Source organism: Actinotalea caeni (genome assembly GCF_009733795.1).
GTDB classification, from domain to species: Bacteria; Actinomycetota; Actinomycetes; order Actinomycetales; family Beutenbergiaceae; genus Pseudactinotalea; species Pseudactinotalea caeni.
Genome location: NZ_WNXX01000035.1, coordinates 1 through 26724 on the forward strand (window position 1 = coordinate 1; position 26724 = coordinate 26724).

General features: G+C 73.3%; 23 protein-coding genes, 1 tRNA gene and 1 other RNA gene. 17 read left to right on the forward strand and 8 right to left on the reverse strand.

The window, feature by feature from the left end:
* Positions 1–128: 128 nt before the first annotated feature.
* Positions 129–2873 (reverse strand): pyruvate dehydrogenase (acetyl-transferring), homodimeric type, encoded by a 2745-nt coding sequence (gene aceE / locus GPA02_RS17700; RefSeq protein ID WP_156201773.1) that lies wholly within the window; start codon positions 2871–2873, stop codon positions 129–131.
* Between the two features lie 244 nt (positions 2874–3117).
* On the opposite strand from aceE, the gene GPA02_RS17705 reads away from it, so the two are divergent.
* From GPA02_RS17705 to GPA02_RS17720, 4 genes are all read left to right on the forward strand, one after another.
* Positions 3118–3543 carry a DUF3052 domain-containing protein gene (locus tag GPA02_RS17705; protein WP_193567886.1) on the forward strand — a complete coding sequence of 142 codons (426 nt, stop codon included), beginning with the start codon at positions 3118–3120 and terminating at the stop codon, positions 3541–3543.
* Positions 3540–4025, forward strand: a complete 486-nt coding sequence (locus GPA02_RS17710) for a redoxin domain-containing protein (protein ID WP_162457819.1) — start codon at positions 3540–3542, stop codon at positions 4023–4025. Before GPA02_RS17705 ends, GPA02_RS17710 begins: the two co-directional genes overlap by 4 nt.
* On the forward strand, positions 4022–4801 hold the full coding sequence (locus GPA02_RS17715) for a glycerophosphodiester phosphodiesterase family protein (RefSeq protein ID WP_156201775.1): 780 nt from the start codon (positions 4022–4024) through the stop codon (positions 4799–4801). Before GPA02_RS17710 ends, GPA02_RS17715 begins: the two co-directional genes overlap by 4 nt.
* A gap of 73 nt (positions 4802–4874) precedes the next feature.
* A tRNA-Val gene (locus tag GPA02_RS17720) sits at positions 4875–4948 on the forward strand.
* Positions 4949–4967: 19 nt separating this feature from the next.
* Here GPA02_RS17720 and GPA02_RS17725 read toward each other — a convergent pair.
* Positions 4968–6110, reverse strand: coding sequence for a calcium:cation antiporter (locus GPA02_RS17725; protein ID WP_156201776.1), 1143 nt, complete (start codon positions 6108–6110; stop codon positions 4968–4970).
* A gap of 129 nt (positions 6111–6239) precedes the next feature.
* Between GPA02_RS17725 and GPA02_RS17730 the strand changes: the two genes are divergently transcribed.
* The 7 genes from GPA02_RS17730 (at position 6240) to GPA02_RS17760 (ending at position 13899) form a co-directional block, all read left to right on the forward strand.
* Positions 6240–7682, forward strand: coding sequence for a threonine/serine exporter family protein (locus tag GPA02_RS17730; RefSeq protein WP_156201777.1), 1443 nt, complete (start codon positions 6240–6242; stop codon positions 7680–7682).
* Positions 7683–7716: 34 nt separating this feature from the next.
* Positions 7717–8652 carry an aldo/keto reductase gene (locus GPA02_RS17735; RefSeq protein ID WP_156201778.1) on the forward strand — a complete coding sequence of 312 codons (936 nt, stop codon included), beginning with the start codon at positions 7717–7719 and terminating at the stop codon, positions 8650–8652.
* 105 nt (positions 8653–8757) lie between these two features.
* A complete protein-coding gene (locus tag GPA02_RS17740) occupies positions 8758–9489 on the forward strand; it encodes a zinc ribbon domain-containing protein (RefSeq protein ID WP_156201779.1) in 732 nt (243 codons plus the stop codon).
* A 15-nt stretch (positions 9490–9504) separates the two neighbouring features.
* Positions 9505–10881, forward strand: coding sequence for an FAD-binding oxidoreductase (locus GPA02_RS17745; RefSeq protein ID WP_156201780.1), 1377 nt, complete (start codon positions 9505–9507; stop codon positions 10879–10881).
* 7 nt (positions 10882–10888) lie between these two features.
* Positions 10889–11258: RNase P RNA component class A (gene rnpB, locus GPA02_RS17750), an RNA gene on the forward strand.
* Positions 11259–11318: 60 nt separating this feature from the next.
* The gene (locus tag GPA02_RS17755; RefSeq protein WP_156201781.1) at positions 11319–11783 is read left to right on the forward strand and encodes a hypothetical protein; all 465 of its coding nucleotides are present in this window, start codon (positions 11319–11321) and stop codon (positions 11781–11783) included.
* Positions 11784–11835: 52 nt separating this feature from the next.
* Positions 11836–13899, forward strand: coding sequence for an NAD(+) synthase (locus tag GPA02_RS17760; RefSeq protein ID WP_240134131.1), 2064 nt, complete (start codon positions 11836–11838; stop codon positions 13897–13899).
* A gap of 33 nt (positions 13900–13932) precedes the next feature.
* Here GPA02_RS17760 and ppgK read toward each other — a convergent pair whose 3' ends face one another.
* On the reverse strand, positions 13933–14703 hold the full coding sequence (ppgK, locus tag GPA02_RS17765; protein WP_156201782.1) for a polyphosphate--glucose phosphotransferase: 771 nt from the start codon (positions 14701–14703) through the stop codon (positions 13933–13935).
* Positions 14704–14800: 97 nt separating this feature from the next.
* Between ppgK and GPA02_RS17770 the strand changes: the two genes are divergently transcribed.
* Together GPA02_RS17770 and GPA02_RS17775 are read left to right on the forward strand one after the other, a co-directional pair.
* Positions 14801–15007: a hypothetical protein gene (locus GPA02_RS17770; protein ID WP_156201783.1), complete on the forward strand. Its 207-nt coding sequence runs from the start codon at positions 14801–14803 to the stop codon at positions 15005–15007.
* Positions 15007–15822: an N-acetylmuramoyl-L-alanine amidase gene (locus tag GPA02_RS17775; protein ID WP_156201784.1), complete on the forward strand. Its 816-nt coding sequence runs from the start codon at positions 15007–15009 to the stop codon at positions 15820–15822. The genes GPA02_RS17770 and GPA02_RS17775 overlap by 1 nt, the downstream gene beginning before the upstream one ends.
* 95 nt (positions 15823–15917) lie before the next feature.
* Here GPA02_RS17775 and panB read toward each other — a convergent pair whose 3' ends face one another.
* Positions 15918–16787 (reverse strand): 3-methyl-2-oxobutanoate hydroxymethyltransferase, encoded by an 870-nt coding sequence (panB, locus tag GPA02_RS17780; protein ID WP_156201785.1) that lies wholly within the window; start codon positions 16785–16787, stop codon positions 15918–15920.
* A 132-nt stretch (positions 16788–16919) separates the two neighbouring features.
* Between panB and glnA (GPA02_RS17785) the strand changes: the two genes are divergently transcribed.
* Both glnA (GPA02_RS17785) and GPA02_RS17790 read left to right on the forward strand, forming a co-directional pair.
* Positions 16920–18254, forward strand: coding sequence for a type I glutamate--ammonia ligase (gene glnA, locus GPA02_RS17785; protein ID WP_156201786.1), 1335 nt, complete (start codon positions 16920–16922; stop codon positions 18252–18254).
* Between the two features lie 7 nt (positions 18255–18261).
* Positions 18262–21324, forward strand: coding sequence for a bifunctional [glutamine synthetase] adenylyltransferase/[glutamine synthetase]-adenylyl-L-tyrosine phosphorylase (locus GPA02_RS17790; protein WP_156201787.1), 3063 nt, complete (start codon positions 18262–18264; stop codon positions 21322–21324).
* Positions 21325–21352: 28 nt separating this feature from the next.
* On the opposite strand, the gene GPA02_RS17795 is transcribed toward GPA02_RS17790, so the two are convergent.
* From GPA02_RS17795 to glnA (GPA02_RS17805), 3 genes are all read right to left on the reverse strand, one after another.
* Positions 21353–22015, reverse strand: coding sequence for a class I SAM-dependent methyltransferase (locus tag GPA02_RS17795; RefSeq protein ID WP_156201788.1), 663 nt, complete (start codon positions 22013–22015; stop codon positions 21353–21355).
* Positions 22016–22081: 66 nt separating this feature from the next.
* Positions 22082–22744: an SDR family NAD(P)-dependent oxidoreductase gene (locus tag GPA02_RS17800; protein WP_204986672.1), complete on the reverse strand. Its 663-nt coding sequence runs from the start codon at positions 22742–22744 to the stop codon at positions 22082–22084.
* A 231-nt stretch (positions 22745–22975) separates the two neighbouring features.
* Positions 22976–24400: a type I glutamate--ammonia ligase gene (gene glnA / locus GPA02_RS17805; protein WP_156201789.1), complete on the reverse strand. Its 1425-nt coding sequence runs from the start codon at positions 24398–24400 to the stop codon at positions 22976–22978.
* Positions 24401–24545: 145 nt separating this feature from the next.
* Between glnA (GPA02_RS17805) and GPA02_RS17810 the strand changes: the two genes are divergently transcribed.
* A complete protein-coding gene (locus tag GPA02_RS17810) occupies positions 24546–24938 on the forward strand; it encodes an RDD family protein (RefSeq protein WP_156201790.1) in 393 nt (130 codons plus the stop codon).
* Positions 24939–24977: 39 nt separating this feature from the next.
* On the opposite strand, the gene GPA02_RS17815 is transcribed toward GPA02_RS17810, so the two are convergent.
* Positions 24978–25715, reverse strand: a complete 738-nt coding sequence (locus GPA02_RS17815; RefSeq protein ID WP_156201791.1) for a DUF4191 domain-containing protein — start codon at positions 25713–25715, stop codon at positions 24978–24980.
* A gap of 143 nt (positions 25716–25858) precedes the next feature.
* Between GPA02_RS17815 and GPA02_RS17820 the strand changes: the two genes are divergently transcribed.
* Positions 25859–26724, forward strand: an 866-nt coding sequence (locus tag GPA02_RS17820) for a protein kinase domain-containing protein (RefSeq protein ID WP_156201792.1), incomplete at its 3' end; no start/stop codon positions are given.

Genomic DNA, 26724 nt, shown 5'->3' on the forward strand with positions numbered 1-26724 from the left:
CGACCGGCCGGAGCGAGCCGCGCATTACGGTGGACCAAGAGAAGGCCTCCCTCGAGTGACGTTGAACACCACTCAGAATGGAGGCCTTCTCCCTACATCCGTGTCACCAACGTGCTGACCGAGTACACCTAGGCGTCGCCGCCCGCGGTGCCGGTGGTGCCGGCGTTGACGTCGGTCAGCCGGTAGCGCTCCACCGCCTGCGCGGGCGCCGAGGCGTCGACCTCGCCGCGACGCGCGAGCCCCTGCAGCGCCCGGGTCACGATCGACTGGGTGTCGATGAGGAAGTGACGGCGCACCGCCGGTCGGGTGTCGGAGAAGCCGAACCCGTCGGCGCCGAGCGTGAGCATCTCGCCGGGGACCCACGGCCGGATCTGGTCGGGGACCAGGTGATCGTAGTCGGTCACCGCGACGAAGGGCCCCTGGGCGTCCGCGAGCTTCTGCGTGACGTACGGGACGCGGGGCTCGGCGGACGGGTCGATGAACGCGTCCTGCTCGGCCGCGAGGGCGTCGCGCCGCAGCTCGGTCCACGACGTCACCGACCACACGTCGGCGACGACGCCCCACTCCTCGCGCAGCACCTGTTGGGCCTCGAGCGCCCACGGCACCGCCACGCCCGACGCGAGCAGCTGCACGCGCGGGCCCTCGCCCTCGCCGTCACGCAGCTTGTAGATGCCCTTGAGGACACCCTCGACGTCGAGGTTCTCCGGCTCGGCCGGCTGCAGCATCGGCTCGTTGTAGACCGTGAGGTAGTAGATGACGTTCGGGTCGCGGTCGTCGCCCTCGCCGTACATCCGCTGCAGACCGTCCTTGACGATGTGCCGGATCTCGTAGCCGTATGCCGGGTCGTAGCTGACGACCGCGGTGTTGGTGGCCGCGAGGATCGGGGAGTGCCCGTCGGCGTGCTGCAGACCCTCGCCGGTCAGCGTCGTGCGACCTGCGGTGGCCCCGATGAGGAACCCGCGGGTGAGCTGGTCGCCCGCGGCCCAGAACTGGTCGCCGGTGCGCTGGAACCCGAACATCGAGTAGTAGAAGTAGAACGGCACCAGGGGCTCGCCGTGGGTGGCGTAGGAGGTGCCGACGGCCTGGAACGCCGCTGCCGAGCCGGCCTCGTTGATGCCGGTGTGCAGCAGGCCGCCCTGCTCGGACTCCTTGTAGGACAGCAGCAGGTCGCGGTCGGCCGCGAGGTAGTGCTGGCCCTGGGTGTTGAAGATCTTCGTGCTCGGGAAGATCGCGTCGAGACCGAAGGTGCGGGCCTCGTCCGGGATGATCGGCACGATCCGGTGCCCGAACTCCTTGTCCCGCAGCAGGTCCTTGAACAGCTGGACGAGCGCCATCGTGGTGGCGACCTCCTGCTGCCCGGAGCCCTTCGCCAGGCGCTCGTACGCCTTGTCCGCCGGGAGCGTCACCGGGACGTGCTTGTCGCGGCGCTCGGGGATGAACCCGCCGAGCTCGCGGCGCCGCTCCATCATGTACTGGATCTCCGGCGCGTCCTGGCCCGGGTGGAAGTACGGCGGCAGGTACGGATCGGCCTCGAGCTCGGCGTCGGTGAACGGGATCTCCAGCGAGTCCCGCAGCCCCTTGAGGTCCTCGACCTTGAGCTTCTTCATCTGATGCGTCGACATGCGGCCGGCGAACGACGGGCCGAGCCCGTAGCCCTTGACCGTGTGCGCCAGGATGACCGTCGGCTGCCCGGTGTGCTTGACGGCGGCGTCGTAGGCCGCGTACAGCTTGCGGTAGTCGTGACCGCCGCGCTTCATCTCCCAGATCTGCTCGTCGGTCATCTTCTCCACGAGCGCCTTCGTGCGGGGGTCGCGCCCGAAGAAGTGCTCGCGGATGAACGCCCCGTCCTCGGCGCGGTACGTCTGGTAGTCGCCGTCGGGGGTGTTGTTCATCAGGTTGACCAGCGCGCGGTCCTTGTCCGCCTCGAGCAGCGGGTCCCACTCACGGCCCCAGATGACCTTGATGACGTTCCAGCCGGCGCCGCGGAAGAAGCCCTCGAGCTCCTGGATGATCTTGCCGTTGCCGCGGACCGGGCCGTCGAGTCGCTGCAGGTTGCAGTTGACGACGAACGTGAGGTTGTCCAGACCCTGCTGCGAGGCGAGCTGCAGCATGCCGCGCGACTCCGGCTCGTCCATCTCGCCGTCGCCGAGGAACGCCCAGACGCGCTGCTGGGAGGTGTCCTTGATGCCGCGCAGCTCCATGAACCGGTTGACCCACGCCTGGTAGATGGCGCTGGCCGGGCCGAGACCCATCGAGACCGTGGGGAACTCCCAGAAGTCCGGCATGTTGCGCGGGTGCGGGTAGGAGGGCAGGCCGCGGCCGCCGGCCGGGCGGGACAGCTCCTGCCGGAACCCGTCGAGGTCGGCCTCGGTGAGGCGGCCCTCGAGGAAGGCGCGCGCGTACATGCCCGGGGCGGCGTGGCCCTGGAAGTAGATCGAGTCGCCGCCGCCGGGGTGGTCCTTGCCGTGGAAGAAGTGGTTGAGGCCGACCTCGTACAGCGTCGCCACCGAGGCGTAGGACGAGATGTGGCCGCCGACCGAGATGCCGGGGCGCTGCGCGCGCGTCACCATGACGGCGGAGTTCCACCGCAGGTAGTCGCGGTAGCGCCGCTCGACCGCCTCGTCGCCGGGGAAGTACGGCTCGTCGTGCACACCGATGGTGTTGACGTACGGCGTGGTCAGCGGCTGCGGCACCACGACGCCCTGCTCGCGCGCCCGCTTGAGCAGGTTGAGCAGGATGTAGCGCGCCCGCGGTCCGCCACGGCTCTCGACGAGCCCGTCGAGGGACTCCAGCCACTCGGCGGTCTCCTCGGCGTCGATGTCGGGGACCTGACTGAGCAGTCCGTTGATGAGCGGTCCTGCGTTGGACGTCACGAGTACCTCGTCTCTCGGGGATCTTCCCGGTGGATCAGCCGTTGCACGTCGGGCGTGGTGCCCTCCCGGCCGCAGGCGCGCGTGGCGCCCGCGAGGTGCAAGGCTGCGGCTGGTGTCGCTGTTACCTATTCTTGCCCTACGGCGTCCACTCCGGCACCACAAGTCCTCCACAGGTGCTGTGATGTCGCTGACACCCCCTTAGGATCGCCGCAGCGGCACCCCGTCGGAAAGGACACCTGAACCAGTGGCAGCACGGCCGGAGACCGCCGGCGACCCCGGACCGCTGGGCGTCCGCCCGGGCCAGGTCATCCAGGAGTTCGGCTACGACAGCGACTGCGACGAGGAGCTGCGGGCGCAGATCGAGGCAGCCACGGGCGCCCCGATCGAGGACGAGGACTTCGGCGACGTCGTCGACGTCGCGCTGATCTGGTGGCGCGAGGACGACGGGTCGGCGACCGACCTCGCCGACCTGCTGACCGACGCGCTCACCACGCTCGAGGACGGCGGCCTCGTCTGGGTGCTCGCGCCCAAGGCCGGCCGGGACGGCCACGTGCTCCCGGCCGAGATCGAGGAGGCGGCCACGACCGCCGGGCTGCACCTGACCTCGACGATCTCCGCCGCCGCGGCCTGGTCGGGCTTCCGCCTGACGTCGCGCGGACGGGGCAGGTGATCGCTCTCGGGCAGCGCGCACCTCTCGTCCGGCTGACCGACACCCGCGGCACGCCCGCCGACGTCGGTGCGCCGGGCGGTCCCGCCCTCGTGGTGTTCCTGCCGGCGGCGTTCACGCCGGTGTGCAGCGGCGAGCTCGCCGGGCTGCGCCGGGTGCTGCCACGGGTCCGGGAGGCCGGTGCGGAGGTGCTCGCCGTCGCGTGCGACTCGATGTTCGCGCTGAGGACCTGGGCGGAGCAGGAGGGGCTGGGGGAGGAGCCCGGGCTGCGCGTGCTGTCCGACTTCTGGCCGCACGGCGCCGCCAGCCGCGCCTACGAGGCGTTCGCCGCCGCCGCCGGCACCAGCACCCGTGCCTCCTACCTGCTCGACGGCGACGCCGTCGTGCGCTGGTCGACCCGCACCGCGCCGGGCGTGGCACGCGACCTCGACGAGCACGCCGACGCCGTCGAGCGGCTGCTGGTCCACGGGACGGGGGAGCGGTGAGCGCCCCGTACCTGGAGCCGGCACCGGTCGCGCTCGCTCATCGCGGCGGCGCGGCCTGGGAGGCGAACGCGGGCAACGAGAACAGCCTCCTGGCGTTCCGGCACGCCGTCGACCTGGGGTTCCGCTACCTCGAGACCGACGCCCGGGCGAGCGCCGACGGTGTGGCGTTCGCGTTCCACGACCGCGACCTGAGCCGGGTGGCGCCCGCGGCGGGCACCGGCGAGCGGCCGTTCGGGACGCTCACGGCCGAGACGATCCGCTCGGTCCGGCTCGCCGGTGGCGAGCCGATCGCGACGATCCCCGAGCTGCTGGCGGCGTTCCCGGACGCGCGGCTCAACATCGACGTCAAGACCGAGACCGTGATCGAGCCGGTGGTGCGGGCGATCGAGGAGGCGGGCGCGCAGGACCGGGTGCTCATCGCCTCGTTCGACCACCAGCGGCTGCAGCGCGCCCGGCGGCTGCTGCCCGGGGTCGCGACCTCGGCGTCGCCGCGCGAGGTGGTCGCGCTGATCACCGGCCGTGGCCGGGTGCGGGGGATGGCTGCCCGCCACGGCGCGGTGTGCGTGCAGGTCCCCGAGCGCTACCGCGGCCGCCGGCTGGTGACGCCGCGGTTCATCCGCATCGCCCACGACGAGGGCCTGCAGGTGCACGTGTGGACCGTCGACGAGCGCGACGACATGCACCGGCTGCTCGACGTGGGCGTCGACGGCATCATCACCGACCGCCCCGACACCCTCCGAGCGGTGCTCGAGGAGCGGGGGCAGTGGCGGCCGTGAGCGGGTCGCACCTCGGCGCGGTGCCGGTGCTACCCGGTTGCTACCCTGTGGCCTGCCCTGACGCAGGGCGCCGGGGCCCATAGCTCAGCTGGTCAGAGCGCCGCGTTTACACCGCGGAGGCCGGGGGTTCGAGCCCCTCTGGGCCCACCCCCATGTCACGGCCGGCTCAGGCGAGCACGGTCACGAGGTAGGCCGCGAACAGCAGCAGGTGCGGAACGCCGGAGCGGCGCGAGGCCGGCCTTGCCCACACGGTGACGACCGTCAGCAGCAGGCTCAGCCCCAGCAGCGCAAGCGTCACCGGGCTCTCGCCCAGCACGACCGGCTGGCCCGTGAGCAGCCCGATGACGAGCACCGTGGGGATCGTCAGCCCGACCGTCGACAGCAGCGCGCCGTGGCACAGGTTGCTCACCCGCTGCAGCTCGCCCGCGGCGGCCGCGCGGATCGTCGTGATCGTCTCCGGCAGGAACACGATCGCCGCGACGAGCAGACCCGACAGCGCCACCGGCGCGCCCAGCCGCGCGAGGCCGTCGTCGAGCAGGGTCGCCATGTCGTGCGACAGCAGCACGATCGGCAGCACCGTGAGCACCAGCACGAGCGTCCGCAGCGCCAGCTCGGCGCGGTGCCGCCGCAGCGTCGACCCGATCGGGGTCGCCACCGGCGCTCCCGCAGCCCCGTCGGCCGGTCCCGCGACCTCCTGGAAGTCACGACGGCGCCGACCCGTCTGCCGCAGCAGGAACCAGACGTAGGTGGCCGCGGTGAGCACCGCGACCGTGACCGCCTGCCAGGTGCGCAGCGCGCCGTCGCGCCCGACGAGCCCGGGCACCGCCAGGCCGGCGGCCAGCAGCACCGCGAGCAGCACGAGGTAGGCGCCGACCCCGGCCCGGTTGGCGCGCCGGCCGCGGTGCCGGGCGCCCGCCGTCACCAGCGCGACCCCGACCACCAGGTTCAGGATGATCATCGACACCGCCGTCACCGAGTCGCGCGCGATCGTCGGGTGGTCGCCCGGGCCCAGCATCACCGCGGAGATGAGGATGACCTCGATCGCCACGATCGAGAGCGTGAGCACGAGCGTGCCGTAGGGGTCGCCGAGCCGGCGAGCCAGGTGCTCGGCCTCGCCCACGACGCCCCACGCGCAGACGAGGATGACCGCGACGATCGCGGCGAGCAGGGCGACGAGCGCGGGGCCGGGCAGCGGCTGCGCCAGCAGCGGCCGCGCGAGCGCGGTCGCGAGGACGGCTCCCCACCCCAGACCCACGCGGGAGAGGACGGCGGAGGTGATGACGGTGCGTGGTGTGGAGGCGGTGCGCACGGGTGGTCGATCCACCTTCTGCGGGGCCGTCCCTGCTCGCGATGTCCTCCGGCGGGTCGTCCCGCCGGTGTCTCTCCGGCCTCATCCTAGGCCGGAGCGCGACGGCGGGGGCTGCCGTAGGTTCGTGACGTGGCCGACACCGACGGACCCCGAGCCGACCGCCCCGCGCCGAGGCAGCCGCCCCGGCGCACGGTCACGCGCGTCGCTCGCCGTGCCGTCTCCGGGGGCCCGCCGACCCACGCGTTCGGCACCCGGCCGCGGGGCTCCGGGCTGCCGCCGCAGGTCGAGCACGAGGTGCTGGACCTCGCGCTGCGCACCGGCGAGGCGCTGCTCGGCACCGGTGCCGGCGTCGCCGACGTCACGGTCGCGATGCAGCGCATGACGGCGGGGCTCGGCCTCACCGACTGCCAGGTCGACATCACGTTCAACTCGATCACCGTCTCGATCGACCGGGTCGACGGCGCGCTCACCCGGGTGCGTGTGCTCGACGTCCGGACCTCCGACTACAGCCGGCTCGCCGCGCTGCTGGAGCTCGTCGACGACACCGCCTCCGGCCGGACCGGCCTCGCCGAGGCGCTCGACCGGCTCGACGCGATCGTCGGGGCGCCGCACCCGTACCGGCGATGGGTCGTGACGCTCGCGCTCGGCGCGATGGCGGCCGGCGTCGCGGTGCTGCTCGGCGGCGGCTGGCAGGTCGCGGTGCTCGCCGCGGGCACCACGGCCGTCATCGACCGCTCGCTGCGGACGCTGCGCCGCTGGGGCCTGCCGTACCTGTTCCAGCAGGCGCTCGGCTCGGCGATCGCGACCCTGGTCGCGCTCGTGCTGCTGTGGGGAGTCGGCCGCTTCGGCTGGGACATCGAGGTGCTGCCGCCGTCGCTCGTCGTCGCCTCCGGCGTCGTCGTGCTGCTCGCGGGGCTCTCGCTCGTCGGCGCCGCCCAGGACGCGATCTCAGGCTTCCCGGTCACGGCCGGGGCCCGCTCCTACGAGGTCGTGCTCAACACCCTCGGCATCGTCGTCGGTGTCGGTCTCGTGCTCGACCTCGGCGCCCGTCTCGGCGTGCCGCTGACGATGACCGACCTGGACGCGTTCGCGCCGCCGCTGCTCGTGCAGGTGGTGGCGGCCGCCGTCGTCGCAGGCGCCTGGGCTGTCGCGTCCTACACCCGGCCGCGCACGGTGCCGCTGGTCGCGCTGATCGGTGCGCTCGGCGCCGGGGTGAGCGGCGTGCTCACGGTCGCCGGCGCGGGACCGACGATGCGCGCCTTCGTCGCCGCGCTGGCGGTCGGCGTCGTTGCCGGGCTGGTGGCGCGCCGCCGCACCGCGCCCGCGATGGTGCTCACGGTCGCCGGCATCACCCCGATGCTGCCCGGGCTGGCGATCTACGGGGCGATGTTCACGATCGTCGACACCGGCAACGTGCTCTCCGGCGCCACGCTGGCGCTGCGCGCGGTCTCGATCGGGCTCGCCCTCGCCGCGGGCGCCAGCCTCGGCGACTTCGTCGCCCGCACCTCGCGCGCGCAGGCCGACCGCTGGCAGGAGGACCTGCGCCGTCGGGCCCGTGGGGTGCGGATCTGAGACCGGACCCGCCCGCCGGGTCCAGAATGGGCGCGTGAAGACCATCCAGATCCCCGGTGCCGGGATGAGCGCACCCGCCGTCGTCCTCGGCCTCATGCGGATCGCCGAGAAGACCGACGACGAGATCCGTGACCTCGTGCGCACCGCCCGCGACCACGGCATCGACTTCATCGACCACGCCGACATCTACGGCACCGAGCTGCACGAGTGCGAGCGGCGCTTCGCCGAGGCGATGGCGCTCACGCCGAGCGAGCGCGCCGAGCTGACGATCCAGACCAAGGCCGGCATCGTCAAGGACGGCCCCTACTTCGACTTCTCCTACGACCACATCCTCGAGTCGGTCCACGGCTCCCTCGAGGCGCTGCGCACCGACTACATCGACATCCTGCTGCTGCACCGCCCGGACGCGCTCGTCGAGCCCGAGGAGGTCGCCCGCGCGTTCGACGACCTGCACGCCGCCGGCAAGGTGCGCCACTTCGGCGTCTCCAACCACACGCCCGGGCAGATCGAGGTCCTCAAGACCGCCGTGACGCAGCCGCTGGTCGTCAACCAGGTGCAGCTGAGCATCCCGCACGCGCCGCTGATCGCCCAGGGCGTCGCCGCGAACATGGCCGCGCTCGACCAGTCGATCAGCCGCGACGTCGGGCTGCTCGACTACTCGCGCCTCAACGGCATCACGCTGCAGGCCTGGTCGCCCTACCAGGGCGGGTTCTTCACCGGCGCGTTCGTCGGCGACCGTGAGAACTTCGGACCCCTCAACGACGTCCTCGACGAGCTCGCCGAGACCCACGGCGTCACGCCGACGGCGATCGCGACCTCGTGGATCACGCGCCACCCCGCGCAGATGCAGGTCGTGCTCGGCACCACGACCCCGAGCCGGGTCGCCGAGGCCGCGGCGGGCGCCGACGTCGCGCTCAGCCGCCCGGAGTGGTATGCGCTGTTCCGGGCCGCGGGCTACACCGTCCCCTGACCGTGACGCGCACGGCACCTCCGCGCCCGGCCCCGCGGGCGGGGAGGCGCCGCCGCGCGGTGGACGGCTAAGGTCGGGGCACGACCACCCCGAACCGGAGGACGCATGGCTTCTGCCCCCGCGGCCGACCAGCGCAAGCTGCTGGACGTGCAGGCACTGGACACCCGGCTGGCGCAGCTCGCGCACCAGCGACGCAGCCACCCGACGCTCGCCACGCTGGCGGAGCTCAGCGGCCGCGCGGAGGACCTCGACCGGGCACGCGTCGACGCCGAGACCGCCGTCCGCGACGCGCGCCGGGCGCTGAGCAAGGCCGAGACCGACGTCGAGCAGGTCCGCAGCCGCGCCGACCGCGACCGGCAGCGCCTCGAGAGCGGCGCCGGGTCGCCCAAGGACCTGCAGGCGCTCGCGCACGAGCTGGAGTCTCTCGGGCGGCGGCAGAGCGAGCTCGAGGAGGTCGAGCTCGAGGCGATGGAGACGCTGGAGACAGCTCAGGGCGAGCTCGATGCGATCACCAGCCAGCGCGCCGCCCTCGCCGAGCAGGTGGCCCAGCTGGAGAGCGAGCGGGACGCCGCCTTCGCACGGATCGACGCCGAGATCGCACGCGTGCAGCGGGAGCGGGCCGCCGCCGTCGAGAACCTCGACAGCGGCCTCGTGACCCTCTACGACAAGGTGCGCGAGCGCACCGGTGGGCTGGGCGTGCTCCGGCTGCGGGGCGCGACCACCGACCCGCTCCAGATCACCCTCAGCCTCACCGAGCGGGCTGCGATCGAGGCCGCACCGGCCGACGAGATCATCCGTTCCGAGGACGGCTACATCCTGGTCCGCGTCGACGACTGAGGGAGGGCGGCGACGATGCCGCAGGAGCCTGCCGAGCTCGCGCTCGCGGCGTTGGGCGCCGTGCCGGGACTCGTCGTGCGCACCGAGCCGGAGGAGCTCGCCGCGCACCGGCTCGACCGCGCCCTCGACCCCCGGGCCGGCACGCCGCTCGCGGTCGTGCGGCCGCGCACGACGGCGCAGGTCGCCGAGGTCGTGCGGGTCGCGGCCGCGCACGGTCTGCCGGTCGTGCCGCGCGGTGCCGGGTCGGGCCTGTCGGGCGGGGCGTCCGCCGTCGACGGCGGACTGGTGCTCTGCCTGGCCGACATGATCGACGTCGAGATCGACCCGACGACGCTCACCGCCACCGTGCAGCCCGGCGTCGTCAACGCCGACCTCAAGGCGGCGGCCGCCGAGCACGGGCTCTGGTACCCGCCGGACCCGGCGAGCTTCACGTTCTCGACGATCGGCGGCAACGTCGCCACCAACGCGGGCGGCCTGTGCTGCGTCAAGTACGGCGTCACCACCGACTACGTGCTCGGGCTGGAGGTCGTGCTCGCCGACGGCAGCGTCGTCGAGCTGGGCGGCAAGCTGCTCAAGGAGGCGGCCGGGCTGTCGCTCATGAAGCTGTTCGTCGGCAGCGAGGGCACGCTCGGGGTCATCACGAGGATCGTGCTGCGCCTGATCCCGCTGCCGCCGCCCGCGACGACGCTCGTCGCGACGTTCGCCGACCTCGGCGCGGCCTGCACCGCCGTCGTCCGTACGACGGCGACGATGCGCCCGGCGATGCTCGAGCTCATGGACGCCGCCTCGATCAACGCCGTCGAGGACGTGCACGGCTACGGGCTGGACCGCGGCGCGGCGGCGATGATCATCGCGCAGTCGGACCAGCCGGGGGAGGCGGCCGCGAGCGAGACCGCGGCGATCGCGCGCATCTGCGAGGACCTGGGGGCGACCGAGGTGCTGGTCACCGGCGACCCCGAGCTCGGTGCCACCTACGCCGCGGCGCGCCGCAACGCGATCCCGGCCGTGGAGACGAAGGGCCGGCTGCTGCTGGGCGACGTCGGCGTACCCATCCCGCGGCTCGGCGCGCTGGTCACCGGGATCGCGGGGATCGCGGACGCGCACGGCGTCACGATCGCCCTGATCGCGCACGCCGGCGACGGCAACACCCACCCGTTGGTGGTGTGCGACGCCGAGGACGCCGCGCAGCAGCAGCACGCCGAGACCGCCTACGGCGAGGTGATGGACCTCGCGATCCGGCTGGGCGGCACGATCACCGGCGAGCACGGTGTCGGGCGCACCAAGAAGGCGTGGCTGCCCGGGTACGTCGGCGACGCCGTCGTCGACCTCAACCGGAGGGTCAAGCAGGCGCTCGACCCGCAGGGGATCTTCAACCCCGGCGCGATACTCTAGAGGCGGATGAGCCGGCCAGGCGGCCGCGTCGCGTTCCGCGAGGGACGCGCCGAGGAACGTCCGGGCTCCGAAGGGCAGGGCGGTGGGTAACACCCACCCGGGGCGACCCGCGGGACAGTGCCACAGAGAACAGACCGCCGCGCGCGAGCGCGGCAAGGGTGAAACGGTGGTGTAAGAGACCACCAGCACACCGGGTGACCGGTGTGGCTCGGTAAACCCCGCCCGGAGCAAGGCCAGACAGGAAGCGTTCGAGGGCTGTCCGCCCGAGCTTCCGGGTAGGCCGCACGAGACGGCTGGCAACAGTCGTCCTAGATGGATGGCCGCCCACCCCGGCTCGACCGGGGGGACAGAACCCGGCGTACAGGCCGGCTCATCCGCCCGCCCGCGACGGCGCCGACCGGGCGCGGCCACGGCCGACGATGTCCTACCGTGGCGGGATGACGACTCCCTGGCCCCACGTCCTCCAGCAGGTCCAGCAGCTCAACGACCCGCAGGCGCCGTTCAGCTACAGCGTCACTCCGGAGGGTGTGATCGTCGGGTTCTGGGACGTCGCGAAGATCCAGATGCTGGGCCTCACCGGGGCCAGCACGTTCGACAAGGAGTACCGGGTCGACGTCCGCCCCACCGGCGAGGGCGAGATCGCGCTCGAGGAGCACCACACCGAGTCGCGAGGCTCGGTCGGTGCCGGCGGCGCCCGGTTCGAGAAGCAGATGTTCAAGGGCAAGAGCACCCAGAAGTCGTTCGGGATGCAGATCGGCGTCGGCGGCACCAGCCACGGGCAGCCCACGAACGTCGCGGGCTGGTCGTTCGACACCGAGGCGATCAAGGGCCCGTTGCTCGGCTTCCTCGAGCACCACGGCTGGACGCGGAAGAAGGGCTTCTTCGGGCGTCTGTTCGGCTGAGGGGTGTGCCGCGCGGGTCCGGCTGCGGCGCCGACCTGCCAGACTCCACCCCGTGGTGACGAGCGACTTCCGCAACCTCTACAGGCACGGCTTCGCGCGGGTGGCCGCGTGCGCGGTCCCGGTGGCGCTGGCCGACCCGGCGACGAACGCGCAGCGCATCGTCGAGCAGGTGCGCGCGCTGCACGACGACGGGGTCGCCGTCGCGCTGTTCCCCGAGCTCAGCCTCACCGGCTACGCGCTCGACGACCTGCTGCTGCAGGACCCGCTGCTCGACGCCGCCGACGCCGCCGTGGTGGCGCTCGCCGAGGCGACGGCGGACCTGCGTCCGGTCGTCGTCGTCGGCGCGCCGCTGCGCAACGGCAACCGCCTCTACAACTGCGCCGTCGTCCTTCACCGCGGCCGGGTGCTCGGCGTCGCGCCCAAGGCGTACCTGCCCACCTACCGCGAGTTCTACGAGAAGCGCTGGTTCGCAGCGGGCACCGACGCGAGCGCGACCACGCTGCACGCCCCGCACTGGCCGGGCGCCGACGACGCGGGCGAGGTGCCGTTCGGCACCGACCTGCTGTTCCGCGCGACCGACGTACCGGGCCTCGTCGTGCACGTCGAGGTGTGCGAGGACGTGTGGGTCCCGGTGCCGCCGAGCCACCTCGCCGCGCTCGCGGGCGCCTCGGTGCTGCTCAACCTCTCGGCGTCGCCCATCACGGTCGGCCGCGCCGAGGACCGGCACCTGATGGCGCGCTCGGCCTCCGCGCGCTGCAACGCCGTCTACGCCTACGCCGCGGCGATGGCGGGGGAGTCGACCACCGACCTGTCCTGGGACGGCATGACGATGGTCTACGAGGCCGGCGACCTGCTCGGCCAGACCGACCGCTTCCTCGAGGACCCGCACGCCACCGTCGTCGACGTCGACCTCGACCGGGTGCGGCAGGAACGGCTGCGGCAGGGCAGCTTCGACGACAACGCCGCCGCGCTCGGCGTCGGCGGCTACCGCACCGTCGACCTCACGATCGGGCCGCCCGACGGCGACCTCGGGCTGCGGCGGCCGCTCGACCGGTTCCCGTTCGTGCCCGACGACGAGACCCGGCTCGCGCTCGACTGCTACGAGGCCTACAACATCCAGGTCTCCGGCCTCGAGCAGCGCATGCGCTCGATCGGCACGCCGACCCTCGTCATCGGCGTGAGCGGCGGTCTGGACTCCACGCACGCGCTGATCGTCGCCGCCAAGGCGATGGACCGGCTCGGCCGGCCGCGCTCGGACATCCTCGCGTTCACGATGCCGGGGTTCGCGACGAGCGACCACACCAAGGCGAACGCGACCGCGCTCGCCGAGGCGCTCGGCGTCACGTTCGCCGAGATCGACATCCGACCGATGGCCACGCAGATGCTGTCCGACCTCGGCCACCCGTTCGGGCGGGGGGAGCCGGTCTACGACGTGACGTTCGAGAACGTGCAGGCCGGGCTGCGCACCGACGTGCTGTTCCGCATCGCCAACCAGCGCGGCGGCATCGTCGTCGGCACCGGCGACCTCTCGGAGCTGGCGCTGGGCTGGTGCACCTACGGCGTCGGCGACCAGATGTCGCACTACGGCGTCAACGCGGGCGTGCCGAAGACGCTGATGCAGCACCTGATCCGTTGGGTCGTGAGCACCGAGCAGTTCGACGCGGCCGTCGACGAGATCCTGCTGTCGATCCTCGACACCGAGATCTCACCCGAGCTGGTGCCGGCGCAGGAGGGCGAGGGGCCGCAGTCGACCCAGCAGATCATCGGCCCGTACGCGCTGCAGGACTTCACGCTCTTCCACGTGCTCCGGCGCGGCGCCCGCCCCGGCAAGATCGCGTTCCTGGCCGAGGCGACCTGGCGGGACGCCGACGCGGGTGCGTGGCCGGTGGGCTACCCGGAGGCCGACCGGGTCGCCTACGACCTCGCGACGATCAAGCACTGGATGCGGGTCTTCGTCCGGCGCTTCTTCGGCAACCAGTTCAAGCGCTCGGCGCTGCCCAACGGCCCGAAGGTGACGCCGGGCGGGGCGCTGTCGCCGCGCGGCGACTGGCGGATGCCGTCGGACGCCCTCGCCGACGCGTGGCTCGCGGAGGTCGAGCAGGTCCCGGAGGCGTAGCCGCGGCGCTCGACGGCGGTGCGGCCGTCGGCCTCAGAAGTCCCGGTCGGCGAGCGCGGCCGCGCCGATGATGCCGGCCTGGTTCCGCAGCGCCGCGGGCACGATCGGCGCCCGGGTCTTGAGCAGCGGGATGAACTTCTCGTGGTCCTTGCTCACGCCGCCGCCGACGACGAACAGGTCGGGGGAGAACAGGTACTCGACGACCTCGAAGTAGCGCTGCAGCCGCACCGCCCACTCCTCGTAGCTCAGGCCCTCGCGGTCCTTCACCGACGACGCCGCGCGGGTCTCGGCGTCGTAGCCGTCGATCTCCAGGTGCCCGAGCTCGGTGTTGGGCACCAGCCGGCCGTCGTTGATGAGCGCGGACCCGATACCGGTGCCGAGCGTCAGCACCAGCACCACGCCGTCCTGCCCGCGGGCGGCGCCGTAGCGCACCTCGGCGTAGCCGGCGGCGTCGGCGTCGTTGACGATCGTCGCGTGGTGGCCCGTGGTGCGGCGCACCAGGTCGGCCAGGTCGGTGCCGATCCAGGACTTGTGCAGGTTCGCCGAGCTCAGCACCACGCCGTGCTGGATGATCCCGGGGAAGGTGATGCCCACGGCGGTCTGCTGGGGGACCTCGAAGTGGTCGAGCACCTGCGCGAGGCAGTCCGCGACCGCCTCCGGCGTCGACTCGGCAGGCGTGGGGACGCGGAACCGCTTCGCGGCGAGCTCGCCCGCCCGGATGTCGGCCGGTGCCCCCTTGATGCCGGAACCGCCGATGTCGATCCCGAAGCCCACCTGGCCGCGCTCGTAGGTCACCTGTGTCATGAGCGGAAGGGTATCCGCCGTCCACCGGACGCCGGCCCCGGGCTGGCCCTGCACGGCCAGGATGTGGGACTCTGTCTCTCCGGAGGTGACGACACGGATGTCCAGCGAACCGATCGACCCCGAGAAGGCGTTCTACTACAACACCCGCACGGGTGAGGTGGAGCAGGGGCTCGTCAGCGACTGGACCGACCGCATGGGTCCGTATCGCACCCGGGAGGAGGCGGCCAACGCCTTGCAGATCGCGGCTCAGCGGAACCAGGCCTGGGACGAGGCCGACCGCGAGTGGGATGGTGACGACGACTGATGCGCCGGTTCACAGCCCTGAGGGGCCTGCTCGGGATCCTGTGCGCCTGCGCGCTCGCCACGGGGCTGTCCGCGCCCGCCTGGGCCGCTGGCGACGACGCCACCGACGACCCGGTGCTGCAGCGCGCGCTGCGCAGCGGGCAGCCGCTCACAGGCTGGCGGATCGCGCTCGATCCCGGCCACAACGGCGGCAACGCCGACGACCCGGCCGCGGTGAGCCACCTGGTCTCCGACGGCCGTGGCGACCTGAAGACCTGCAACACCACCGGCACCGCGACGGCGTCGGGCTACCCCGAGCACGCCTTCACCCTCGACGTGGCCGAGCGGCTCGCCGCCCGGCTCGAGAAGCTCGGCGCCACCGTGCTGCTGACCCGCGAGGACGACGACGGCGTCGGCCCCTGCGTCGACGTGCGCGGCCGCTTCGCGGAGGACGTCGACGCCGACCTCATGGTCTCGATCCACGCGAACGGCTCGGCCAGCCCGCAGGCGCACGGCTACTTCGCGATCGTCTCCGACCCCGCGATCTCGCCGTCCCAGGGCCGTCCGAGCCTCGACCTCGCCGAGGACCTGCTGGCAGCGCTCGACGAGGGCGGGTTCACGCCGTCGAACACGGTCGCCGACGCGCTGCAGCGCCGCTCCGACCTCGCGACCCTCAACTTCGCGCGCCGCCCGGCGGTCATGCTCGAGCTGGGCGAGATGCGCAACCCCGACGAGGCCGCCGTCATGGAGACCGAGGACGGCCGCGAGGCCTACGCGGACGCGATCGCGCGCGGCATCCTCGGCTACGCCTCCGACCACGAGCGCCGCACGCGCTGACGCTCGCCAGCCGCGGGCGGCCCACGCGCCCTGCGGGGGTTGGTGCCGCCTTGCTCGACGCGCTGAGGCGCTCGACGCGCTGAGGCCGCCAGGCGTCAGCTCCAGTAGGTGTGCTCCTGGGCGGGGAAGACGCCGTCGCGCACCTCGCTGACGTACGCGCGCGCCGCTCGGTCCAGCTCCGCACCGACCTGGCCGAACCGCTTGGCGAACCGCGGCGACCAGCCGCCCATCCCGGCCATGTCGAGCCACACGAGGACCTGGCCGTCGCACGAGGGACCGGCGCCGATCCCGATCGTGGGGATCGTGAGCTCCTGCGTGACCCGCGCGGCGACGGCGGCCGGCACCATCTCGAGCACGACCGCGACCGCGCCGGCCTCCTCGAGCGCCTTGGCGTCGGCGGCCACCTGCTCGGCCGCCTCGTCGCCGCGGCCCTGCACGCGCTTGCCGCCGAGGATGTTCTCCGACTGCGGCGTGAAGCCGATGTGGCCGACGACCGGCACGCCTGAGGACGTCAGGAGGTGCACGTGCTCGGCGACCCGGCGCCCGCCCTCGAACTTGACGGCGTGCGCACCGCCCTCCTTGAGCATCCGGGCCGCGCTCGCCATCGCCTGCTGCGGGCTGGCCTCGTAGCTGCCGAACGGCAGGTCCGCGACGACCATCGCGCGCTTGGCGCCGCGCGCCACCGCCCGCACGGCCGGCAGCAGCTCCTCCATCGTCACGGGGATCGTGCTGTCGTGGCCGAGCATGTTGTCGCCGTAGGAGTCGCCCACCAGCAGCATGTCGACACCGGCGGCGTCGAAGATGCGGGCCGTCGGCAGGTCGTAGGCCGTCAGCATCGTCAGCCGCTCGCCGTTGGCCTTCGCCGCGCGCAGGTGCTGCACGCGCACCCGCTTGGCGGGTTCGGCGCCCACCGGGGGCAGGGCGGAGGGGCGGGTCTGCTCGGGCGCACCGTCGGGCTCAGACATGCTGCCAGCGTAGTCGCGGCACGGCCCGTGCCGACGCGCGCCAGGGTCGGCTGTGCTGCCATGATGGGGCCTGCTCGGTGACGCGTCCGCGGACGCGCCGGGCAGCAGGAGCCGACGAGCGGAGCAGGTGGCGTGGACAGACAGCAGGAGTACGTGCTGCGGGCGATCGAGGAGCGGGACATCCGGTTCATCCGGCTCTGGTTCACCGACGTGCTCGGCGTGCTGAAGTCGGTCGCGATCGCACCCGCGGAGCTCGAGGGCGCCTTCGCGGAGGGCATCGGCTTCGACGGCTCCTCGATCGAGGGGCTGGCACGGGTGTCGGAGTCCGACATGATCGCCAAGCCCGACCCGTCGACGTTCCAGGTGCTGCCCTGGCGCGGCGGCCGGCAGGGCACCGCGCGCATGTTCTGCGACATCCTCACGCCCGACGGCGAGCCCGCCATGGCCGACCCCCGCAACGTCCTCAAGCGTGCGCTGGCGAAGGCGAGCGAGGCGGGCTTCACCTTCTACACCCACCCCGAGATCGAGTTCTACCTGTTCCAGCACCAGGAGCACGAGGGTGCGCCGCTGGTGCCGATCGACACCGCGGGCTACTTCGACCACGTCGCGCGCGGCTCCGGCCACGACTTCCGCCGCGCGGCGATCTCGCTGCTGGAGTCGATGGGGATCTCGGTGGAGTTCTCCCACCACGAGGCGGGCCCGGGCCAGAACGAGATCGACCTGCGCTACGCCGACGGCCTCACGACCGCCGACAACATCATGACGTTCCGGTCGGTCGTCAAGGAGGTCTCGCTCGAGCAGGGCTTCACCGCGACCTTCATGCCGAAGCCGATCGCGGGCCAGCCGGGGTCGGGCATGCACACCCACCTGTCGCTGTTCGAGGGCGACACCAACGCCTTCTACTCCGCCGGCAGCCAGTACCAGCTCTCCGACACCGCCCGTGCCTTCATGGCGGGCCTGCTGCGGCACAGCCCGGAGATCACCGCCGTCACCAACCAGTTCGTCAACTCCTACAAGCGGCTCTGGGGCGGCGGCGAGGCGCCCAGCTACATCTGCTGGGGCCACAACAACCGCTCGGCGCTCGTGCGGGTGCCGATGTACAAGCCGGGCAAGTCGCAGTCGGCCCGGGTCGAGTACCGCGGTCTGGACTCCTCCGCCAACCCCTACCTGGCGTACGCGCTGATCCTGCGCGCCGGGCTCAAGGGCATCGAGGAGGGCTACGAGCTGCCCGACGAGGCCGAGGACAACGTCTGGGAGCTCTCCGAGGCCGAGCGACGCGCGCTCGGCATCGAGCCGCTGCCGGGCTCGCTCGAGCAGGCCGTCCGTGCGATGGAGGCCTCCGAGCTGGTCGCGGACACGCTCGGCGAGAACGTCTTCAACCACTTCCTCGCCAACAAGCGCCAGGAGTGGCAGGACTACCGGGCCCAGGTCACGCCGTACGAGCTGTCGCGCGTCGGCATCATCTGAGGACGCGATGGCGCGACCGGCCACGGGAGAGGGGCAGCGCGCAGCGTCGCTCGACGCGGTGCTGGCGCGCGCCGGGTTCACCGACGTCCCGCGGGCGGTCGGCCTGCTCGGCTCCGGCCTGCCGGCCGACGTGCTCGAGGCGCTGACCAAGGACGCCTCGCGCACCCTGCTCGAGGCGTTCGACGGCGTCGGCGACCCCGACCTCGCCCTGCTCGGCCTCGCGCGGCTCGGCGACGCCGCGAGCCCGGAGGTGCGCGGCCGCGTGCTCGCGGCGGTGGTCGACGGCGGCCCGCCCCGTCGCAACCTCCTCGCGCTGCTGGGTGGCTCGGCCGCTCTCGCGGACTGGCTGGTCGCCCACCCGGACGACGTCGACGTCGTGCTCCGGCCGCGCAACGGCGTCGCCGCCGACCCCGAGACGATGCGCACGTTGCTGCTGGAGGCGGTCGGCGCGGACCCGCGCGCCGACGTCCCGGTCGCCGACGGCTCCGCGTTCGACGGTCGCCTCGACGCGATGCGGCACGCCTACCGTCGGCTGCTCGTCGCGATCGCCACCGAGGACCTCACCTGCCGCGACCCGGAGAGCTTCCAGCCCGAGGTCGCCGGCGCGCTGGCGAACCTCGCGGCCGCGGCGCTCGAGGCCGCGCTGGCGCTCGCCCGCGCCGACCTGCCCGACGGCGGCCGGCAGGCCCGTCTCGCGGTCCTCGGGATGGGCAAGACCGGCGGCCGCGAGCTCAACTACATCTCCGACGTCGACGTCATCTACGTGGTCGAGCCGGCCGAGGGCGTCGAGGAGGCCGAGGCGCTGAAGATCGGCACCCGGCTGGCGAGCGGGCTGGCGAAGATGTGCTCGACGCCCTCGCGCGAGCCGTCGCTGTGGGAGGTCGACCCGAACCTGCGACCCGAGGGGCGCAACGGGCCGCTCGTGCGGACGCTGAGCTCGCACCTGGCCTACTACGAGCGCTGGGCGAAGACCTGGGAGTTCCAGGCGCTGCTCAAGGCCCGTCACGTGGCGGGCTACGCCGCGCTGAGCGAGGCGTACCTCGCCGCCACCCGGCCGCTGGTGTGGGACGCCATCGGGCGCGAGAACTTCGTCGAGGACGCGCAGGCGATGCGGCGGCGCGTCGAGGACCACGTGCCGGCCGCCGAGGCCGACCGGCAGATCAAGCTGGGCCGCGGCGGGCTGCGCGACGTCGAGTTCACGGTGCAGCTGCTGCAGCTGGTGCACGGCCGGGTGGAGCCCTCGATCCGCTCGGCGAACACGCTGCAGGCGCTGGCAGCGTTGTCGGCGACCGGCTACGTCGGGCGCGACCACGCGGCCGCGCTCGCGCGCTGCTACCGGTTCCTGCGGCTCCTGGAGCACCGGATCCAGCTGTTCCGGATGCGCCGCACGCACCTCATGCCGACCGCACCGCAGGACCTGGAGCGGCTGGCGCGCTCGATGGGCTCGGCGGCCGAGGGGGCGGAGGACCTGCTGGCCCGCTGGCGCGCGACCCGCCGCGAGGTGCGCCGGCTGCACGAGGAGCTGTTCTACCGGCCGCTGCTCCCGGCGACCGCGCGGCTGTCGGCCGACGACGTCTCCCTCGCGCCCGAGGCCGCCGTCGCGCGGCTCGGCGCGATCGGCTACCGCGACCCGCAGGGCGCGCTGCGCCACATCACCGCGCTCACCGAAGGGCTGTCGCGCCGCGCCGCGATCCAGCGCCAGCTGCTGCCGGTGATGCTCGGCTGGTTCGCCGAGGGCGCCGACCCGGACGGGGGTCTGCTCGCCTTCCGGCGGCTGTCCGACGAGCTGGGCAGCACGCACTGGTACCTCAAGCTGCTGCGCGACTCCTCGGCCGCGGGGGAGCGGCTCGCGCACCTGCTCTCCTCCAGCCGGTACGTCGCCGACGGCCTCACCCGCTCGCCGGAGTCGGTCGCGTGGCTCGACGACCAGGCGGAGCTGGAGCCGCGCTCCATCGAGTCGGTCATGAACGCGATGCGCGCGATGATCAAGCGCAAGGACGAGCCCGGGCCGGCGATCCAGATGGTGCGGTTCGTGCGTCGTCGGGAGCTGATCCGGGGTGCGATCGCCGACGTCCTCGACGAGGTTCCGGCCACGACCGGCGAGCGGGTGATCACACCGGTCGCCGACGTCGCACTGGCCGGTGCGCTGCGCATCGCCGAGGTCGAGGCGTGCCGGTCGCTCGGCCAGGAGGAGCCGCCGTCGCGCTTCGCGATCATCGCGATGGGGCGGCTCGGCGGCGCCGAGCTCGGCTACGCGAGCGACGCCGACGTGCTGTTCGTGCACGACCCGCTGCCCGAGGCCGACCGCGAGACCGCCGAGAAGTGGGCCACGGCGGTGTCGTCGCAGGTGATCGCGCTGCTGGGCAGCGGTGGCAGCGAGCCGCCGCTGCCGGTCGACACCACGCTGCGGCCCGAGGGGCGCAACGGCCCGATGGTGCGGTCGCTCGCGTCCTACGCCGAGTACTACGACCGGTGGGCGCTGGGCTGGGAGCGGCAGGCGCTGCTGCGGGCGCGCCCGGTCACCGGCGACGAGGGGCTCGCCGAGCGGTTCGTGGCGCTGATCGACCCGCTTCGTTACCCCGAGGGCGGGCTGCCCGCCGGCGAGGTGCGCGAGCTGCGCCGGATCAAGGCGCGGGTGGAGTCCGAGCGGCTGCCGCGCGGCGTGCCGCCCACGCACCACCTCAAGCTGGGTCGTGGCGGGCTCGCCGACGTCGAGTGGACCGTGCAGCTGCTCCAACTGCAGCACGCGGGCGACGTGCCGGCGCTGCGGACGCCGTCGACGCTGGGCGCACTGGCGGCCGCGCGGGAGGCGGGGCTGCTCGACAACGAGGACGCCGAGGTCCTGCAGGAGGCGTGGTCGCTGGCGACGCGGCTGCGCAACGCCAACGTGCTGTGGAGCGGGCGCACGACCGGCAACCGCGTCGACGTGCTCCCCGCCGAGCGCGCCGAGCTGGCCGGCGTCGCGCGGCTCCTCGGCTTCCCGCCGGGGCACGCCAACGAGCTCGAGGAGACGTGGCTGCGAGCCGCCCGCCGCGCCCGCACCGTCGTCGAGCGGGTCTTCTTCGACTGACGCGGACCCCGTCGACCTCGGCTGCCGGTCAGGCGCGGCGTCGCGCCGCGAGGGTGACGTCGGCGACGTCGACGGCGCGGCCCTCGCGCACGAGCCGGCGTGGCCGCTCCTCGGCGACCAGCACCTCCATGTCGGCGGGGAGCGCGGGCAGCAGGTCCTCGACGGCGAACATCGCGCGCGTGCGCTGGTCGTCGTGGCCGTCGTGCGCGCCGGGCATGCTGTGCAGCGCGTGACCGACGACCAGGAGGTGCCCGCCGGGCGCGACCGCCGTGGCGAGCCGGCGGGTGACCTCGACCATGCCGCCGTCCGGCGGGTGCAGGTAGTGGCTGGTGACGAGGTCGAACGTGCGGCCCTGCGCGTCGAACCGGCGCGCGTCGACCTGCCACCAGTCGACCCGGTCCGCCACGCCTGCCAGCTCGGCGTGGCGGGCGGCGCGCGCGAGCCCGTTGCGGGAGAAGTCCGCACCGGTCGCGTGCCAGCCCTGCTGCGCGAGCCAGACGACGTCGCCACCCTCGCCGCAGCCGACGTCGAGCGCGGTGCCGGGCGTCAGGGTGCTCGCGAGCTCCACGAGCCGCGGGTTCGCGTGCCCGCTCCAGGTCTGCGCGTCCCCGGCGTAGCGCTGCTCCCAGCCCTCGGGCTCGAAGTAGTCGGTGGCGGCCTGGCGCTGGTCGGCGTGCTCGTGGTGGCTCACGAGCCCATGGTGCGCGCGTGGCCGAACGCGGGCAACCAGCCTTGCCGGTCCGGCAACGACCGGCGGTCAGCCGAGGACGTCGACGACGTCGCGCCAGCCGGCGGCGGGGGAGTCGAGCAGGTCCGCGACCGCCTCCGCGACGGCGGCCGGCGACAGGGCCGTCGCGGGGTCGTAGGGCCGGCCGAGCTCGTGTCGCACCCGTGCGAGGAGCGGTGTGGCCGTGCCGCCGGGGTTGACGAGCGCCACCCGCAGCAGCGGCTCCTCGGCACGCAACGACCCGGCGAGCTCGCGCAGCGCGGCCTTGCTGCCCGCGTAGGCGGACCAGCGAGGCACGTCCTGCAGCCCAGGTGCCATCCCGACGAGCACGACCGCACCCTGCGCCGCCCGAAGCGCCGGGAGAGCGGCGGCGGTGAGTCGCGCGGGACCGACGAGGTTGGTGCCCAGCACCTCGTCCCAGGTCTCTGCCGTCGTCCCGGCGACGCTGGCGACCGGGGCGACGCCCGCGCAGTGCACGAGCGCGTCCAGCCGCTCAAGCTCGAGCACCTCGGGCGGCGCGGCGCGACCGCGGCGGAGGTCGTGCGCGACCGGGGTGACGCCGTCACGCGCGAGCCGCGCCAGCCGGTCGGCGTCACGGCCCAGCGCGACGACACGGTGGCCGCGGCCCACGAGCGCGGCCACGACGGCCGACCCGATCCCTCCGGTCGCCCCTGTCACCACCGCCGTCCGCACCCGCCGACGGTATCGCTGCCCCACGGCGAACGCCGGCGCCTGTGCACCGCCGTCGTGGCCAGATGACGGTAGGAGCGATCGCGACGTCGTCCGGTCGAGCTGGCCACGACGCTGCGCCACCGTAGCCGTGCACGACGAAGGCCCGTCGACACCGTGTGGTGTCGACGGGCCGTCGATGCGGGGCTCGCGGTCGGGGCGTCCGCTGGCGCGTCCGCCCGTCGCGCTCACTCCTCAGACGTCGTAGTACAGCTCGAACTCGTGCGGGTGCGGCCGCAGGCGCAGGGCATCGACCTCGTTGGTGCGCTTGTAGTCGATCCACGTCTCGATGAGGTCGGTCGTGAAGACGTCGCCCTCGGTGAGGTAGTCGTGGTCGGCCTCGAGAGCGTCGAGGACGCCCGGCAGGCTGTCCGGCACCTGCGCGATCTGCGCGTGCTCCTCCGGCGGCAGCTCGTACAGGTCCTTGTCGACCGGCTCCGGCGGCTCGATGCGGTTCTTGATGCCGTCCAGGCCGGCCATCAGCATCGCGGAGAACGCCAGGTACGGGTTCGAGCTCGGGTCCGGCACGCGGAACTCGATGCGCTTCGCCTTGGGCGAGGTGCCCGTGATCGGGATGCGGATGCACGCCGAGCGGTTGCGGGCCGAGTACACCAGGTTGACCGGCGCCTCGAAGCCCGGCACCAGGCGGTGGTAGGAGTTCGCCGAGGGGTTGGTGAACGCCAGCAGCGACGGCGCGTGGGCGAGCAGGCCGCCGATGTACCAGCGGGCCATGTCGGACAGGCCGCCGTAGCCCTTCTCGTCGTAGAACAGCGGCTCGCCGTTCTTCCACAGCGACTGGTGGCTGTGCATGCCCGAGCCGTTGTCACCGAACAGCGGCTTCGGCATGAACGTGGCGGTCTTGCCGGCGTTGAACGCGACGTTCTTGATGACGTACTTGAACTTCATCAGGTCGTCGGCCGCGGCGCGCAGCGTGTTGAACCGGTAGTTGATCTCCTGCTGGCCGGCGGTGCCCACCTCGTGGTGCGCGCGCTCGACCTCGAGACCGATCTGCTTGAGCGTCAGCACCATCTGGTCGCGCAGGTCGGCGAACCGGTCGCTGGGGGAGAGGGGGAAGTAGCCGCCCTTGAAGCGGGTCTTGTAGCCGAGGTTGCCGCCCTCCTCCTCGCGGCCGGTGTTCCACGCGGCCTCGACGGAGTCGATGTGGTAGAAGCTCGACTGCGCGCTGGTGGAGAACCGGATGTCGTCGAAGAGGTAGAACTCCGCCTCGGGGCCGAAGTACACGGTGTCGGCGATGCCGGTCGAGGCCAGGTACGCCTCGGCGCGGGCGGCGATCGTCCGGGGGTCGCGACCGTACGGCTCGTCCGTGAACGGGTCGACGATCGAGAAGTACACGACGAGCGTCTTCGCGGCCCGGAACGGGTCGATGAACGCGCTCGTCACGTCCGGGATCAGCTTCATGTCGGACTCGTGGATCGCCTGGAAGCCACGGATCGAGGACCCGTCGAACATCAGGCCGTCGGTGAACGCGTCGTCGTTGAACGCCTCGACCGGGATGTTGAAGTGCTGCTGCACCCCCGGCAGGTCGATGAAGCGCACGTCGACGAACTCGACGCCCTCGTTCCTCGTGAAGGCGATGGCCTCCTCGGCGTTGCTGAACATCCAGTCTCCTGTACTCGTGTGTACGCGCCCGAGCTCGGGCGACCCCGGAACGACCTCAACCTAGGGGGCTGCCGTTACCCCGGCGTTGTCGTTATGTGTCGGTCGTGTTACGCAGCCACCTCCGGCGCGGCCGTAGGGTTGGCCCGTGACGGACCAGGACGCCAGCAGCCACGGCCAGCCACCCTCCTGGGGGCGCCGCGCCGTCGCGCTCTGCATCGACTGGGCGCTGGCCAGCGCGGTGAGCGCGGGCTTCTTCGCCTTCGAGCCGTCGGCGACGCTGGCGGTGTTCGTGCTCATGCGGGTGCTGCTCACCGCCACCCTCGGCAGCTCCTTCGGGCAGCGCGTGCTCGCCGTCGGCGTCCGCCGCCTCGACGGCCGGGTGCCCAGCGTCCTGCAGGCGCTCGGGCGCACGCTCGCGCTGTGCCTGATCGTCCCGGTCGGCGTCACCGACCGCCTCGACGGTCGCGGCCTGCACGACGTGTGGGCCGGCACCGTGCTGGTCCGGCTCGACGCGGCCCGGACGGCGTCGCGCAGCTGAGCGGCGGTCGACGGCGTCCATCGGCCCGCCGGCACCCGGTCAGCGGCCCCGGGCGGCCTTGCGGTCCGGGCGGGCCCGCAGCGGGTCGATGCCCTTGGGCACCGGGAGCCGGTTCATGTGGTGCAGCGCACGGAGGCGCTTGGAGACCTCGGGCACGACCCCGGCCGCGAGCGTCTTCTTCTGCTTCTTGATCGTCTTGACCAGCTGGGGGAGCGGGATCTGCCCCTCCTCACGGCCCGACATCATGAGGATGATCGGCACGTTCGGCACGACGCGGGCGACCTTGCGCTTCTCCGACTCCAACAGCTTGCCCACGCGGTGCGCCGGGCCCTCGGAGATCAGCACGACACCGGGACGGCCGACGGCGCGGAACACCATGTCCTGGTGGCGCGGGTCGACGGCGACCGGCTCCTCCTCGATCGTCCAGCCACGTCGGATGGTGCCGAGGGCCGCCGAGACGGCGCCCGGCTTGCCCTCGATGTTCTTGTACGCGAAGTACTCGGCGCGCCGGCCGAGCACGAGCATCGCGCCCATGAGGCCGAAGATGAACCCGAAGAACGCGGTGATGCCCCACGGGTAGGAGATCAGCAGGCCGAACCCGGCGCCGACGAGGATGCCGAGGAGGATGATGCCGAGGATGATCCAGGTGATCGAGCGCTGCTGCTCGCGCACCATGGTGTAGACCTCCCACACCTGGTGATACCAGCGGCGCTTCTTCTCCTTGCGCGGCTTCGCAGCCGTCGCGCCGCCCTCGGCGGCCTCGCTCTTCCGTGCCATGATGCGCCCCAGCCTACCGGCGCCGACGAGCGCCGCCGCGCGCGCAGCCGCCCCGCTGTCGCGGGGCGTGGTGCCTCGCCCGGGTCGGCGGAGCCTGTGGACGACGCCTGCAGGGGCGGGGCCGATCGGTGTTGGCTGGTGCCATGTCCGTCACACCGACGCTGCAAGGGGTGCCGCTCACAGGGCTGCGGCTCGGGGCGCCGCTGGGATCGGGGGCGCACGGCGTCGTGTGGGCCGCCACGACCGACGCCGGCGAGCGGGTCGCCGTGCGGGTGCTGCCCGATCTCGACCCCGCGGCGCACGCGGCCCGCGCCCGTCGGCTCGAGGTGCTGCGCGGCCTGCGGCACGCGAACCTCGTGGCGCTGCACCCGGTGCCGGAGGAGGTGGACGAGCGGCTGCTCGTCGCCGAGCTCGTCACCGGTCCGACGCTGGCCACGGTCCGCGCCGGCCGGATGGGGCTGACGGCGGCGGAGGCGCTCGGGCTGGCGCACGCCCTCGCGGGCGCGCTCGCGACGCTGCACGAGCACGGCCTCGCGCACGGCGACGTCTCTCCCGCGAACGTCCTCATCACCGATCCGGCCGACGACGGCGCCCGCCCCGTCCTCGTCGACCTCGCCGCCGACCTCGGCTGGGAGGTCGGGACCGCGGGGTTCAGCGCGCCCGAGGTACGAGCGGGGGCAGCACCCGGCCCGGCGGCCGACGTGTGGTCGCTGGCGACGCTGTGCGTGTGGGCCGCCCGGCCCGGCGACCGCGACCAGGTGGCGCGCGTGCTCGGCGGTGCGACCGTGGACGACCCCGCCGTGCGCCCCGCGGCGTCCGACCTGGTGGGCACCCTTGCCGCCCACGACCTCGAGGCGGTCCGGGTGCCGCCGCCGTCGGTCCTGGCGGGGGCGACGCTGCGGGAGCAGGCGCAGCGCGCGGCGACGACGGTCCGGCCCGCGCGCCGTCGGCGACCGCGGCACCGCCGCACCCCGCGGACGGCGCGGCTCGTCGTCGGGGCCCTCGTGGC